This is a genomic window from Microcoleus sp. K4-B3, from assembly GCF_036704615.1.
Taxonomy (GTDB): domain Bacteria; phylum Cyanobacteriota; class Cyanobacteriia; order Cyanobacteriales; family Microcoleaceae; genus Microcoleus.
Genome location: NZ_JAUBSF010000005.1, coordinates 162137 through 175655 on the forward strand (window position 1 = coordinate 162137; position 13519 = coordinate 175655).

A 13519-nucleotide genomic window follows, 5' to 3' on the forward strand; every position below is an offset into this window, starting at 1 on the left:
ATCAACATATAAAATCGGCGTTAATCCGCGTTAATCGGCAGTTAAAAATTAAAATATTTTGAACTCACAACTCACAAAATTTATTTTTTATGTACGAACTGCCAGACATCCGCTGGATTATCGATCGCGCTGCGGTCGTAGATACGATCGTAGCATTTGCCAATGCGATCGATGCCCAAGACTGGCAAAAATTGCGATCGCATCTAGCAGACCAAATAGATATCGACTATTCAGAATTTCGAGGAATCAAACAAACTGTGGTAATTTTCAGCGACCATACTCAAGTGCATGGCGCTTTGCGGGATACATCGCAATAAAATCTAATCCACAACTGAAATGCCCTCCTATTTTTCCTAACTCAAAATTTCATCCTACCTGGGAGTAAAAACTGCACTAGGATAAGCAATCCGCTTGTGATTAAACTGTTCCCAAACCCGCACAAAAATCTCCGCAATTAGAGACATATCCTCCCGAGTTAAACCCGAATCGAGCAACTGATTATCCTGCCAGCGAGCCCTCAAAATCCGATTAACCATATTCAAAGCCTCTTCATGAGTAGCATCCTTGAGCGATCGCAAAGCAGCCTCGCAAGAATCCGCCAGCATCAGAATCCCCGTTTCCCGCGACTGCGGAATCGGCCCGTCGTAGCGAAAATCCTCCTCCCTCACTTCACGACTTGCGATTGTTAACTTTGAATTATCCGGATCTGCCAAAGCCCTCTTTAAATCTTCTGATTCTTTTGCAGCAATTTGCTGCGCTTGGTGGTAGAAATAAGCAATTAACATTGTACCTTGGTGTTCGGGAATAAACGCCTGAATCGCCTTCGGCAATCGATGCTTCCGCGCCATCACCAAGCCCTCGGTAACGTGCTTTTTAATAATCTCCGCGCTCGCCCAAGGGTCATTAATTTCATCGTGTTTGTTGGCCCCGCCCATTTGATTTTCACAAAATCCGAGCGGGTCGTGCATTTTTCCAATATCGTGGTATAATGTGCCAGTTCTGACCAGCTCAACATTGCAGCCGAGATCCCGAGCCGCAGCCTCCGCCAAACTCGCCACAAACAGGGTGTGCTGAAAAGTCCCCGGAGCCTCGGCAGCCAACTTCTTCAACAGCGGGCGGTTGGGATTGGCAAGTTCCGCCAGCCGGATCGGGGTAATCAAGTCAAAAACGTGTTCCAAATAAGGGCTGATGCCGATCGCCACAACGCTCCAAGCCAAACCCGCCAAACTTTGCGCGCCCACAGTACCCAGTACCACGTACCAAATCGCACCGGCAGCCGCGCTGGCAATTAAAGTCCCCACCAGATAAACCGTGCCGTGAGTCAAACCGACAGCCACCCCCAAAAGAGCCAATTCCTCGCGCGATCGCAGCCGCCCGGCCATAAAAGCGCCCAGCAATCCCCCCGCCCCGCTAGCCACCAAATGAATTAACTCCACATTTAAGCCAACGGGCAGCAGCGCCGATAGCAGCCCCACCACAGTCACTCCCACCGCCGAACCGTAGAAGCCACCGGCTAAAATCCCGATCGCGGGCAAACTCGTCCAAGGCAGACCCAAACTCACCAGCACAGGTGCGCTCAAAGTCAGCAGCAGCAATAGCAAATGATCTCTCCGCCGCAAGCGACAGTGCCTTTCCACCAGCAGTACAATCGCAATTGCCCCCCCGACTAAACAAACAAAACCCGCCAGCCCCAGCCAATTCACCCCCCGCCGGCTCAAACCAAAATAGTCCAGCAACACGAAATCTTGCTGCGCGATTTCTGTTCCTTCTGCAACAATTATCTCGCCCTGCTCTACTGCGATCATCACCGGTTTGACCTTTTGCGCCGCTAATTCAGCTAGCTGTTTGGTTTCCTCGGGATCTCTCACCAGATTTGGCTGCAAAATCGCTGTTAAACCCTCAATCGCCAAAGCTTGGGACTCTAACGGCACTTCATCTGCCACTTGCAGCTTCACAGCTTCTTTCAAAATTTCTTTTGGCAACCCCTGCAAGATACCTTGAGCCAACATCCTTTTTGCCGCGCGACTCATACCCGTTTGGGTTTTCTGCCAAGCTGCTTCGGACAAATCAAACAGCGAAGTATCGTAAATCTGTGGGAGTCCTAAAACCGACGGCTTTCCAAGCGCCTCCACAGCATTGAGATAGCGTCGGCGAGCAGAGGAAATACTCTCTGTCAGGCTTTGAAAGTCTGCCGCCCGCACCGATCGGCTGTAAGCTTGCAGTTGAGCGACAGCATCCTGCTGAGACTTGTTCTCCGTCTGCGCAGCAATTGCGGGGGAATCCAAACTCAACCGCTCGGAAGTTGCACTGTTGTCCCCCGCTTGCGCCAAAATAGATCGCCACTCCCACTCGGGGCAGCCCCGCAAGTAAACCTGAGCCGCATTTGAGAGCGCCGAGGGACTCGCAAACGGAAACGGCCCTACCGCCTCCCGCAGCTCGCTTCCCTGCTGCAAAAATTGTTGCAATTCTTGATAAATTTGTCGATCGACCGCAGGATCGAGCATTAATATCGCTACAGCCCCGATCCGCGCTGCTTTCCGATGTTCTTCAGTAGTTTTGTAATCCGGGATGCTAGCACTAGCAGGAGCCTTAATCGTCTGAGGAGCTTTCGTCCCCACATCGAGTTTCGGTTGGTTGTAGAAGCGGTGGCCCAGAGTGCTGCTTAGGGAAACTACCGCTACGAGCGCCAACATAGGGGAACGAGCTTGATTTTTGAGGCTTGATTTTGAGGTTTTACTTGTAAATAAACTCGTAAAAGTCTCGGGCAGAACCAATTTCTGGCGCGACAAGCGGCTCAGGAGAGGCCCGCCAGCGCGTGAGGTATCTGCTTTGCTGCCGCCATTTTGCACTTTAGCAATATGTTGGCGCAGTGAGCGCGCAGCCCCTAGCTGCTCAATCTGCCGCATCAATGAGGAGAGCGTATTCATTTGTGTCGAAGATATATCACTGTTATCCAGCAGCTTTGTCAGAAATTCTGACGGTGCATCTTGATTGAGTTTATCCGAACTACCGTGGCTGAATATTCAACCGCCCAGGCTACTTTGCCTGACTATCGGCAGCAGTTGGGTTTTCTGACTGTTTTCCTAACTTTGGCCAACAACGCAAGCAGTTTCTTTGCTTCCCTTGTCCATCTTGAACAAAACTCGCGCGCGAGGGCTAAAAACCCTGTTTCTCAGTTGATTATTCGTTTCCCAACCCCATATTCTCGTAGAAACCCGGCGTTTTGGGGCAAGCGCGTCCGATTTAATTTTTTACTTTTGAATCTTTAATTGTCGCTCTCCTTCGGCTTGCGTTTTTGACTTGTTAATTGCTAATTGCTAATTTCTCATTACTAATTAATGCTTTCCCCTCCCTGTTAAAAGCTCAAAAATTTATATTTTACGAGGTCTAATGACATAAGGTGCAGCCACCGCTCGGGCTAGCGCTGCGGCATCCATGCCGGCATCGGGCCTGTAAACTCCTGCCCAAACAGCAAACAGGTTATTTGCTAACTCTACAATTTTTGCATCGCTGCCCGTTCCCCAGAGCGAGGGTTCTTCGCCACAGGCCAACGCCTGCGGTTCAACCGTAGCCGAAGATACCTGTCGCCATTCTACAGGAATCGCAGCAGCGCCGTTGTAAGCTCCAGACAAAGCTCCCGTCAAAGCGCAGGTGAGTTGTGTGGCTATGCCACACCGGGCCGCCCGCACCACTGACAAGCGCAAGTCTTCTGGGGTGTTCAAGAAGCAGTAGAAAGCTAAGGCAATGGGAATAAAATTTTCTGGGTTGACAATTGACTCCGTTTGTAATTTTTTCTCGCCTTTGCCCTGTGTTTCTCTCAAAGCTGTGGCGCTTTTGCAAAGATGAGTTGCCGCTGTTTCTAAATCGGCTCCCTGTTTTAGTAGTATTTGCACTTGCAGCAGCAGCTCTGTTAAGGCATTATCTGTTTTCACGTAGGCAATTGTTTGCTCGATTGCTGTCGCGGGGTCAAGTTTATCTTTGAGAGTTCTGGCGATCGCATATCCTACTGCTAAAATTGCTGTCTCCCATTCTGGCTTGTTGGCGTTGGGCCAAACCTCTATCGCCAGCATGATTTTTTCTCGCAGCTTGGCTTTATTTTCGTGAAAAAACATCGCAGCAGGCAGCGCAGCAATGGCAGCTTCAGAAGGGTTAAGCAGGCTTTGAAACTCACTGCTTAGCGGATGATAGATTTCGGAATTGGCAAATGCTTCCCAAGTATCGCCCCAATCTTTTAAATCTAAACCCCTACCCCGAATTAAACTTTGAGCGCACGCCACCGCAAGTCTCCCGGATTCGGATGATTGTTTGCCAGTTGGGATTTTGCTGTTGGGAGAATTCAACGCCAATGTTGGCCCACTCAGTGTCAATTGTTGGTGTTTCGTCAGTTGTAAAATCGGCGCCAAGTCTCCTGTTTGGGGGGGAATACCAACGAGTTGCCTTTGGTATTGCAGACCTATAGAGTCTCCTAAAACTGCCCCCAGGATGGTTCCTTGAAACTTGCTCAACAGGGAATGCCGCATTTTAATTTAATTCAAGTTCCTAGTAATTGGTAATTTATAATTGGCAATTTATAATTCTTCTTGGTTTCCCTTTTTGCCTAACTCTTCTGATTAATTTGAATTACAACCAAACATATAAGGGCTGGTTTTCCATCTAAAACCTGCCCTCTTCTGAACAATCAGTTAATTTTTAATTTTCCATCAGGTAACTAACTAGAGCTTGCAGCCCCAGCCGGTAGCTTTCTGAGCCAAAACCGCTGATTTGCCCGATCGCCACCGCTGCGATAAACGAGTGGTGCCGAAAAGCTTCCCGGCGGTAAATATTGCTCAGATGAACTTCTACCGCAGGGATATTCACTGCGGCGATCGCGTCTCTAATTGCCACACTCGTATGAGTGTAAGCTCCAGCATTAATCAATAAGCCTTGGTGCTGCCCTAACATTGAGTGAATGGCATCCACCAATACCCCTTCATGATTCGACTGCTGAATTGAGACTTGCACCTGGAGGGCTTGCGCTTCTCGTTCTAGCAACTTGTTGATATCATTTAAAGTCGCAGAACCATAAACTCCAGGTTCTCGCTGACCCAATAGATTCAGATTAGGGCCGTGAAGTACCAGGATATTTAACAATTTTAAAATTTCCAGCGCAACAAAAACTATGAGAGTTTTGACATGGGATTTAGAACCAGTCTGCCACCTCAAAGCTCAAAGCTCAAACTTCAAACCCAGGGCTGACTACCGGCGATGCCTAGGTTGGTTGACAGGAATACGAATCGGTTCGAGTTCCGGTTGAGCTTCGGGATTCAGCAGTCCTTCTATCAACTTGCGAACCCATTCTTTAATTTGTTCCAGCACCTTTTCAATGTCTTCCATTGAACGGATAGCTCCTTTTTTTATAGTCTAGATTGCTAAACCGACGGCTAAATATCTGAAAATAAGCAAGCACGACTTTGAAACCAAAGGTCAAACTTGCTTTCTCGCTTGCTGGTTATTTTGAGCAATGGAGAGAGTCAGTATATTGGCCAATCAGTCCTATCTTATTATCATAACGAATCTTTACAGATAATCAAGAGGCCAGCGGAATATTACCGAATTATCTGGGAGTATAAAGTGTTAAATAAAGCTTAAGCTTACGGCTGAGTGTTGACAATTGACAAATCGCGGGATTTTTTCTACGCTTTTGCCAACAATAATTTACGGCGGAGCCGATCGAGCGCCGTACAGCTACTCAGATTCCGAATCCAATCGCGGCCTCGGGCATCGCCAAAGCGGTATTCAAAACTTTCTGCCTCGCCGTGGGGGCCCGCTAAACCGACATACACCAATCCGACAGGTTTAGCGTCTGTGCCGCCTTCGGGCCCGGCGATGCCTGTAATGCTCAATCCCCAATTGGTATTGAGGCTGGCGCGCACCCCGGCAGCCATTTGTTTTGCCACTTGGTGGCTGACTGCCCCAAATTCGGCTAAATCTTGCGGATTCACACCTAATAATCCTTCCTTGACCCGATTGTCGTAAGAAATAATCCCGCCTAAAAAGTAGCAAGAACTGCCCGGAACACAGGTTAGCATCGCCCCCAATCCTCCTCCGGTGCAGGATTCAGCCACGCTAAGAGTTTGCCCCGCATCCAGCAACAATTGGCCCACAGTCGAAGCGAGGGTATCGCTATCAGCACCGTAACAGTCTAAGCCGGCAATTTGTCGCAATTGTTGTTCGATCGGCTCAATCAAGTTTTTCGCGGCCACTTCAGACTCCGCGCGGGCCGAAATCCGCAGTTTGACTTCCCCGTGATTGGCGTAGGGAGCCACAGTAGGATTAGTTAAATTCAGAAAACTATCTACTTTTTCCGCCAATGCCGACTCAGCAATCCCCCAAAATTTTAATGTGCGGCTGTAAATAGTGGCGCTGCACCAGCCGCTATTTTTCAGGTAAGGAACGGCGGTTTCTTGCCACATCAAGTGCATTTCCGCCGGTACGCCGGGAAATGTCATCACTGTCACGTTAGGAATCGGGTGCCAAATAATACCCGGTGCCGAACCGCTGCGATTCGGCAGAATGTCCGCACTTTCTGGAATTAAAGCTTGTTTGCGGTTGCTGGCACTCATGGTGCGTCCCCGCTGGGCAAATTTGTATTCGATATCTGCGATAATTTCCGGCTTTTCGATGAGGGGAACCCCAAAAAAATCGGCGATCGTTTCGACTGTGAGGTCGTCTGGTGTGGGGCCGAGGCCTCCGGTGAAGAGCAAAAGCTGCGATCGACTGACTGCGATTTCTAACACTTTTTTGATACGTTCTGGATTGTCCCCCACCACTGTTTGATAGTAGTGAGGGATTCCCAGACTCGCTAATTCTTTCGCTAAAAACTGGGCATTGCTATTAAGAATATCGCCTAACAGCAATTCAGTTCCAACACAAATAATTTCAGCAACCATTATTCGATTTTAGATTTTAGATTTTGGATTTTAGATTTTGGATTGGGGAATTAGGGAATTAGGCATGGGGCATGGGGCATGGGGCATGGGGCATTGGGCATGGGGCATTGGGCATGGGGCATTGGGCATTAGTTATTAGAACAAACAACAAACAACTAACCATTGACTAATGACTAATGACTAATGACTAATGACTATCGAGCGTGTCTCCAAACTTTCCAGCTAGCATATCCCAGCAAACTTGTTGCACCCATAGCGTAAATTACGCCGCTCGGAAGCGAAAAAGCTAGGGCTAAACTTCCCACCCACAGTGTCAGCGAGTAAATAAATAAAACCGCAAATCGATGGGATAGTCCGGCTTGTAGAAGTCGGTGGTGGAGGTGGCGCTTGTCAGCAATAAACGGTGACTTGCCGTTGCGAAGTCGATCGAGAATCACCGCCGACATATCTAAAATCGGTACAGCTAAAATTAAATATGGCAGCAACACAGAAGTAACAGCCGTAGTTTTAACCAACCCAATTACTCCCACTCCAGCGAGAGTAAACCCGATAAAATAAGCCCCGCCATCTCCCATAAAGATTTGGGCCGGATTGAAGTTGTAGCGCAGAAATCCCAAGGCCCCGCCAGCTAAAGCCGCTGCAATTAGGGCCGCCGCCGGTTGGTGCATCGACAGACTGACAATCAGCATCACAACTGCTGCAATCCCTGAAACTCCGGCAGCTAAACCGTCCAAACCGTCAATCCAATTGATGGCGTTGGCCATGCCGACGAGCCAAATCACGGTAATTGGCAAGCTCAGCCAGCCAATATCTGTCAGTCCCAGGGAGGGAACTGTGAGAAACTCAATTTTGACCCCTGCCATCCAAGCGATGCTGGATACGCCAATTTGCATGAGCAAGCGTTTTAATGCCGAGAGGGAAAATAAGTCGTCTGCTAAACCGATGAGGAAGAATCCGATGCCGCCGATGGTGACTCCCCAAATTTCGTATTCGTCTTTGGGATTGAGAACTTGTCCGCTAGCATCGATGAAGCCTCCTGAAAGCCAGACAAATAAGAGGGCACTGAGAGTGCCGAGAAAGATGGAAACTCCTCCCAAGCGCACCATCGGGCGCTGGTGGACTTTTCGCTCGCCTGGCCGATCGACTCGCCCGCTTTTGAGACCAATTTTTTTGACTATTGGCGTACTCCAGAGGACGACGATCGCAGAAATCAGAAAAGCTACTACGTGGTACAGATACTGGTACGGCATCTGAAATCAATTTTAAATAGTGCGGGGCAATTAGTCTGTCAGGCAGAGTCTACTACATTTCAGATGGCTTATAACAAGGAAACATCTTGAAGAGCGACTGGGGGTTTGGGAGTCGGAGATTTGCCGCAATGGCAGTTGCCCTGGGGCGAATTGTCAGGTTTTTCATTCATAACTCTCGAATTAACGATTTGAAATATCGACTCTTTCGCGAGCAAAAAAGTCGATATTTGGCGAGCGGGCCCAGTTGAGCGGTATCTTTCGCAACCTACAAATACCGTTATTCAAACCAGCCCCGCCCGACAAATATCTTTACTAAAAACCGTCTTGGCGATCGATATTTTTGGTGAAAACCGCTTGTCAATATCGCTACCGGCAACTCTCAATCTTTTCCTGCTCTTTTACCCTTTTACCCGTACACTTCCAACTACCAATTCCCCATTGCCGATCAGGAAAATTAAGCTAATGCCGGCACTTTCAAGTACAAGTGCGGATATAACGGGAAGCGATCGCACAGTGCTGCTACTCCACGCAGGCAGTCGGCTGCGACGCTTTCATCATCTGGATTTAGCAGGCGATCGGCAATAATATTGCCAATCTCGGTAAATTCTGCAGTTCCCATTCCCCTGGTGGTCATCGCCGGCGAACCGAGTCTCAAACCGCTGGTGACAAAGGGCGATGCCGGATCGAAAGGCACGGTATTTTTATTAGCAGTAATATTCACACCGCTGACTAATTGGTCGGCTAGCTTGCCTGTCATGTTTACCGATCGCAAATCAACTAGCATTAAGTGATTGTCCGTGCCGCCGGAAACGAGTTTTAAACCCCGCTGCTGCAACTGTGCAGCTAAAGCGCGCGCATTTTCAATTACTTGACCGGAATAAGTTTTAAATTCAGGCTTTAATGCTTCGCCAAAAGCTACTGCTTTGCCAGCAATGACGTGTTCTAAGGGGCCACCTTGAGTGCCGGGAAACACTGCTTTGTCGAACTTTTTGCCGAGTTCCGGGTCATTGGTCAAAATCAAGCCACCACGGGGGCCGCGCAGGGTTTTGTGAGTGGTGGTGGTGACTGCGTGACAGTGGGGGAGGGGGTTGGGGTGGTGTCCTGTGGCGACTAACCCGGCGATGTGGGCGATGTCGGCGAGCAGGTAGGCTCCTATTTCGTCGGCGATCGCTCTAAACTTCTCAAAGTCGATAATTCGCGAATATGCTGAATAGCCACAAATTAGCAATTTCGGTCGATTTTCTTTGGCGAGTGCCAAAATTTCATCGTAGTCGAGCTGTTCTGTTTCTTGACTGACGCCGTAGTGAAAAGCTTTGAACCATTTGCCGGATACGTTGACCGGCGAACCGTGGGTCAAGTGTCCGCCGTGGGACAAATCCATGCCCATAATTCCGTCTCCGGGTTCCAGCAGGCTCAAAAATACTGCAAAGTTGGCTTGAGCGCCGGAGTGGGGCTGGACGTTGGCGTGAGCGGCTCCAAAGAGCTGTTTGGCGCGGTCGATCGCGATTTGCTCGATGCCGTCAATAAATTCGCAGCCGCCGTAGTACCGTTTCGCTGGCAGTCCTTCGGCGTATTTATTGGTCAGCACTGAGCCTTGAGCTGCCATTACCGCTGCAGAGGTAAAGTTTTCGCTGGCGATGAGTTCTAGGTGGTCTCGCTGCCGCTGGAGTTCTTGCCCGATTAAATCGGCAATGAGCGGATCGGTTTTGGAAAGGAATTCTAAGTTAGTGTCCGTCACAATAATCAACCTCTTGACAGTTTTGGGATTGGGAATTGGGGATCTTATACCGTACTACGGATTTCGCACCATTGACATAAATATTACGTTGTGTTCAGGTTAAGCCGTTTGTCCCCAACTGCTGACATACAATGAAATTACTGGTGTGAAACCTGCCGGAGGTATCAAATGTTAGTCATTTTAATGGAAAATCAGATGCTTGCCCCTCAGTGTGTTTGCCAAAGTTGTTTGCTCGCCGATCGCACTGGCCAACCTCGCTGGAGCGGTGGAGAGCTTCGCTGCGGTCATCCAGTGGCTAAACCTACGGAAAATTTGCCCGATCGGTACGAGTGTCAAATGGGCTTCGTCATTGCCAATATTAAATAACAAAGCCTGCATCTGGTAGTTGAGGCTGCTCCCCGCTGAGTGAAAAGCAAATTCCGGCAGAGTCGAAACACAAACCCTGCTGCTGCGTTATCCTGAGTTTAATGGAATTGATAGTTAATCGATCGACTCAGGAGAGTTCATTATGACTTGGCGCGGATCTACAACTGTTCCAGACCGGATTTTTGCTTCTTTGCCTTATTTGCTCCCGCTGATTGACGGGCTGGCCTTTGGCAGGTTTCTGTTTACACAGTTTCCTGTCCTGCAACTGTTGTTGATACCGCTAGCTCCTTTGATGCAAATTTATAGTTTGCCCTTTGCTAGCTTGATTATCTTCTTTGCTCTGTATTTAGGAGTAGTTAGAAACGAAAACATCAGTCACTTCATTCGTTTTAATGCGATGCAGGCGATTCTTTTAGACATTGTTTTGATGCTGTGCGGTCTAGTTTTGCCGATTTTTTCTAAAGGCTTACAAGTCGCATTTATTGCGGAAACTCTGTATAACATGGTGTTTTTGGGCGCTTTTGCTGCATTTGTCTATGCAGTCGTTCAGTCGCTTTTGGGACGCTATGCAGAGATTCCTCCGCTTTCGGATGCTGTTTATATGCAGGTACGTTAGTCAGTTGGCAGTTGGCAGTTGGCACTTGACAGTTGTTGGTGATAATTACCAATTACCCATTACTAATAACTACTGTATTTTCAAGACTGCCGATGCCTTCAATTTCGATGCGGACTCGATCGCCTATTTGTAGCGGCCCTACTCCTTGGGGCGTTCCCGTCAGTATCACATCACCGGGAATTAGGGTCATTACTTGACTGATGTAGGAGACGAGAAAGTCTGGCGAAAATACCATGCGATCGATCTGGGATGACTGTGCCGGTCGCTCGCTCTCATTGACAAAAGTCTGCAATTGTGCAGCAGGACTCAGTTCGCGGACAATCCAAGGCCCCAAGGGACAAAATGTATCGAACCCTTTGGCCCTCGCCCACTGGTTGTCCCGCTTTTGCAAATCTCTGGCTGTTACGTCATTGGCGATCGTATAGCCCCAAATTTTGCTGTGTGCTTGTTCGGGAGTGCAGTTGGTACAATGTTCGCCAATTACCAGGGCCAATTCTCCCTCGTAGTCTACCCTTTCCGACTGCTGCGGATAGCGAATCGCTCCACCTGCGGGGATGACAGCACTCGGAGGCTTGAAAAACAGCAGGGGCTCAGCAGGTACTGGGGTTCCCATCTCGGCGGCGTGATCGACATAATTTTTGCCTACGGCTACAATTTTTGAGGGAGAGCACGGGGCGAGAATTTGGTAAGTATCTGGTGAAAGTTCCAAATCAGTTGGTTGTCCTTGTAACCAGGGAGGTGCATCAAATACTTGAACGCTGTGGCTCAGTTGCAGTAAACCGTAATGGATGTGTCCTTGTGTTGTTTTAACTCGAACGTAGCGCTGGGCCATAGGTGATACCATTTTAGATTTTAGATTTTAGATTTTAGATTCCAAAAGACTTGTGCAAGTCCTAAATAACGTCAGTTCGGGATAAGCGAGGAAAGGGAGAAGCCAGGTAAGCTGAAGATTGTAAAACTGATTCAGCAAGCATCTCCCATGTCTAGTTTAGAAGAACTATTCTGCCATATCGATGATTTCTGGCAAGAATTTGAACCTGTATGGCAACAGCAGTTGCTCGACCAGGTGTGAAAACGCGCCGACGCTCACGGGGACTGAGCCTGAGCGAAATTATGATCATCCTGGTTGCCTTCCACCCGCCTCATTACCGGACGTTCAAACTGGACTTCCCCCATACAAATGTACTAACAGTCCTAAAACTTTTACTCAACAAAGGATGCAACTGTTGAGTTTAAAATCTGTACCCATGTATAGAATCCATTTGGGATCTTGGATAACGAGGTAAGATTAAAAATAAATGCCGGCATTGCTGAATTAGGGTATGATAAATTTATAGTGCGCTCGCCAAAAAACAACACTTCAAAAAACGCAGAGCTTGTGCAATGTCCTGAATGTCAGTCAACTCATGTTAATAAAAATTGTCAGAAAAAAGGTAAACAGAATTATATTCGTGTCGGTTGTGGCAGACAATTTATAGATTGCTATCAACCTCATAAAGGTTAATCTGAAGAGGTCAAACGTGAAGGTCTCAAAATGTATGTCAATGGTATGGGTTTTCGAGCAATTGAGAGAGTCAAAAATGTGCATCATACGACAATCATTAATTGGATCAAACAAGTAGGAAAACTCTTGCCAGATTTTTATGACGCAGAAACAACTCCACAAGTGGGAGAATTAGATGAATTAGAAACATTTGTTGACTAAAAAAAACTTGCACCTGGTTATGGACAGCAGTAGACCATTTTAAACCAGGTATTCTAGGATGGGTTTTAGGCGAGCGAGCGTGCAAAAATCTTTTAACCACTATGGGGGATTGTTAATAAATGGAAATGCCATTTTTATGTGACAGATGGGTGGAAAGTGTACCCTAAGTTTATTCTGATGAAGATCAGATCCCACCGCAAAACATATATAGCGATCGCAAATGATTTGTCAATCATAAATCATGTATAATGAGGACGTGAATCTAAGGAATGAAAAATTAATAACTTGATTAATTTGTGAGTTGAGGTACCGCTCAATAATTCCATTTTGGTAAATATTCATCAAAAACAATTTTGATATTTTTTTAAAAATCATCAGTCACCTTTCGACCAATTTCATAGATTTTATCTACCACATTTACAATTACAGATAGACCCTGGTTAGTGTGAGTTTTTTCCATGAGACTTTTCACTAAATCTAGACTTGTAAAAATCACTCCTTGACAAGCTCTGGTAATATGAGGAAAGAGTCGATGTTCTTTCTTGATTATATTTAGAGGTATAGGGCTTAGTGGTGCAGAAAACTCCTGAGATGCTTAAGGAGCGTAGAGAATGATAGTTAATGGAGAAAAGGGGCTTGCGCCGTGGTTCGATTGTTTTAGCGAAAAACAGATCCACGTAAAATAATGGCTACACCCCAACTCTATCGTCAACTACTCGAACAACTTGGTCAATGGATTGTCCCCAAAGATTTTCGCCATCTGAAGAACTGTGCAGAGATTGTAGCAGCAATATTAGAATCGGAAAGTGCTTGCGCTTCCCACTGGATTCCTTACCTAATACCATTTTTTTAAAGATGTGCTAGAGATAAAGAATGTAAAATCCAAGACCATCCTGTGAGAAAACCAATGACATG

At 47.4% G+C, this 13519-nt stretch carries 12 protein-coding genes and 1 pseudogene; 4 read left to right on the forward strand and 9 right to left on the reverse strand.

All coding sequences use genetic code 11. The features are described 5' to 3' along the window. Positions 1-89 precede the first annotated feature (89 nt). A complete protein-coding gene (locus tag QUA78_RS04840; RefSeq protein ID WP_333303766.1) occupies positions 90-317 on the forward strand; it encodes a hypothetical protein in 228 nt (75 codons plus the stop codon). Between the two features lie 54 nt (positions 318-371). Here QUA78_RS04840 and QUA78_RS04845 read toward each other — a convergent pair whose 3' ends face one another. From QUA78_RS04845 to glyA, 7 genes are all read right to left on the reverse strand, one after another. Then, complete coding sequence (locus tag QUA78_RS04845) at positions 372-2927, reverse strand: HDIG domain-containing metalloprotein (RefSeq protein ID WP_333303767.1); 2556 nt, start codon at positions 2925-2927, stop codon at positions 372-374. Between the two features lie 444 nt (positions 2928-3371). Further along, entirely contained in the window at positions 3372-4520 is a 1149-nt protein-coding gene (locus QUA78_RS04850; RefSeq protein WP_333303768.1) for an ADP-ribosylglycohydrolase family protein, read from the reverse strand. A 169-nt stretch (positions 4521-4689) separates the two neighbouring features. Continuing rightward, complete coding sequence (aroQ, locus tag QUA78_RS04855) at positions 4690-5130, reverse strand: type II 3-dehydroquinate dehydratase (RefSeq protein ID WP_333398614.1); 441 nt, start codon at positions 5128-5130, stop codon at positions 4690-4692. Between the two features lie 105 nt (positions 5131-5235). After that, positions 5236-5373 (reverse strand): hypothetical protein, encoded by a 138-nt coding sequence (locus QUA78_RS04860; RefSeq protein WP_333398615.1) that lies wholly within the window; start codon positions 5371-5373, stop codon positions 5236-5238. Positions 5374-5672: 299 nt separating this feature from the next. Continuing rightward, positions 5673-6929, reverse strand: a complete 1257-nt coding sequence (locus tag QUA78_RS04865) for a competence/damage-inducible protein A (protein WP_333306351.1) — start codon at positions 6927-6929, stop codon at positions 5673-5675. A gap of 194 nt (positions 6930-7123) precedes the next feature. After that, a complete protein-coding gene (locus QUA78_RS04870; RefSeq protein ID WP_333306349.1) occupies positions 7124-8179 on the reverse strand; it encodes an MraY family glycosyltransferase in 1056 nt (351 codons plus the stop codon). A 454-nt stretch (positions 8180-8633) separates the two neighbouring features. Next, the gene (gene glyA / locus QUA78_RS04875; RefSeq protein WP_333306347.1) at positions 8634-9917 is read right to left on the reverse strand and encodes a serine hydroxymethyltransferase; all 1284 of its coding nucleotides are present in this window, start codon (positions 9915-9917) and stop codon (positions 8634-8636) included. Positions 9918-10085: 168 nt separating this feature from the next. On the opposite strand from glyA, the gene QUA78_RS04880 reads away from it, so the two are divergent. Together QUA78_RS04880 and QUA78_RS04885 are read left to right on the forward strand one after the other, a co-directional pair. Next, on the forward strand, positions 10086-10283 hold the full coding sequence (locus tag QUA78_RS04880) for a hypothetical protein (protein ID WP_006631916.1): 198 nt from the start codon (positions 10086-10088) through the stop codon (positions 10281-10283). A 142-nt stretch (positions 10284-10425) separates the two neighbouring features. Next, positions 10426-10899 (forward strand): Tic20 family protein, encoded by a 474-nt coding sequence (locus QUA78_RS04885; RefSeq protein ID WP_333189185.1) that lies wholly within the window; start codon positions 10426-10428, stop codon positions 10897-10899. Between the two features lie 52 nt (positions 10900-10951). On the opposite strand, the gene QUA78_RS04890 is transcribed toward QUA78_RS04885, so the two are convergent. Beyond that, positions 10952-11731, reverse strand: coding sequence for a fumarylacetoacetate hydrolase family protein (locus tag QUA78_RS04890; RefSeq protein WP_333306353.1), 780 nt, complete (start codon positions 11729-11731; stop codon positions 10952-10954). Between the two features lie 546 nt (positions 11732-12277). On the opposite strand from QUA78_RS04890, the pseudogene QUA78_RS04895 reads away from it, so the two are divergent. Further along, positions 12278-12814 (forward strand): annotated as a pseudogene (locus tag QUA78_RS04895) (IS1 family transposase); the annotation flags it as partial. 154 nt (positions 12815-12968) lie between these two features. Here the strand turns inward: QUA78_RS04895 and QUA78_RS04900 are convergent. Next, a complete protein-coding gene (locus tag QUA78_RS04900) occupies positions 12969-13100 on the reverse strand; it encodes a hypothetical protein (protein ID WP_333306345.1) in 132 nt (43 codons plus the stop codon). Positions 13101-13519: the final 419 nt, after the last annotated feature.

Excerpts from the sequence above, each read along its gene's own strand:
- QUA78_RS04870 (WP_333306349.1), bottom strand. The coding sequence starts at position 8,179 with ATGCCGTACCAGTATCTGTACCACGTAGTAGCTTTTCTGATTTCTGCG.
- QUA78_RS04885 (WP_333189185.1), top strand. The coding sequence starts at position 10,426 with ATGACTTGGCGCGGATCTACAACTGTTCCAGACCGGATTTTTGCTTCT.
- QUA78_RS04860 (WP_333398615.1), bottom strand. The coding sequence starts at position 5,373 with ATGGAAGACATTGAAAAGGTGCTGGAACAAATTAAAGAATGGGTTCGC.
- QUA78_RS04840 (WP_333303766.1), top strand. The coding sequence starts at position 90 with ATGTACGAACTGCCAGACATCCGCTGGATTATCGATCGCGCTGCGGTC.
- QUA78_RS04890 (WP_333306353.1), bottom strand. The coding sequence starts at position 11,731 with ATGGCCCAGCGCTACGTTCGAGTTAAAACAACACAAGGACACATCCAT.
- QUA78_RS04880 (WP_006631916.1), top strand. The coding sequence starts at position 10,086 with ATGTTAGTCATTTTAATGGAAAATCAGATGCTTGCCCCTCAGTGTGTT.
- QUA78_RS04865 (WP_333306351.1), bottom strand. The coding sequence starts at position 6,929 with ATGGTTGCTGAAATTATTTGTGTTGGAACTGAATTGCTGTTAGGCGAT.
- QUA78_RS04845 (WP_333303767.1), bottom strand. The coding sequence starts at position 2,927 with ATGAATACGCTCTCCTCATTGATGCGGCAGATTGAGCAGCTAGGGGCT.
- QUA78_RS04850 (WP_333303768.1), bottom strand. The coding sequence starts at position 4,520 with ATGCGGCATTCCCTGTTGAGCAAGTTTCAAGGAACCATCCTGGGGGCA.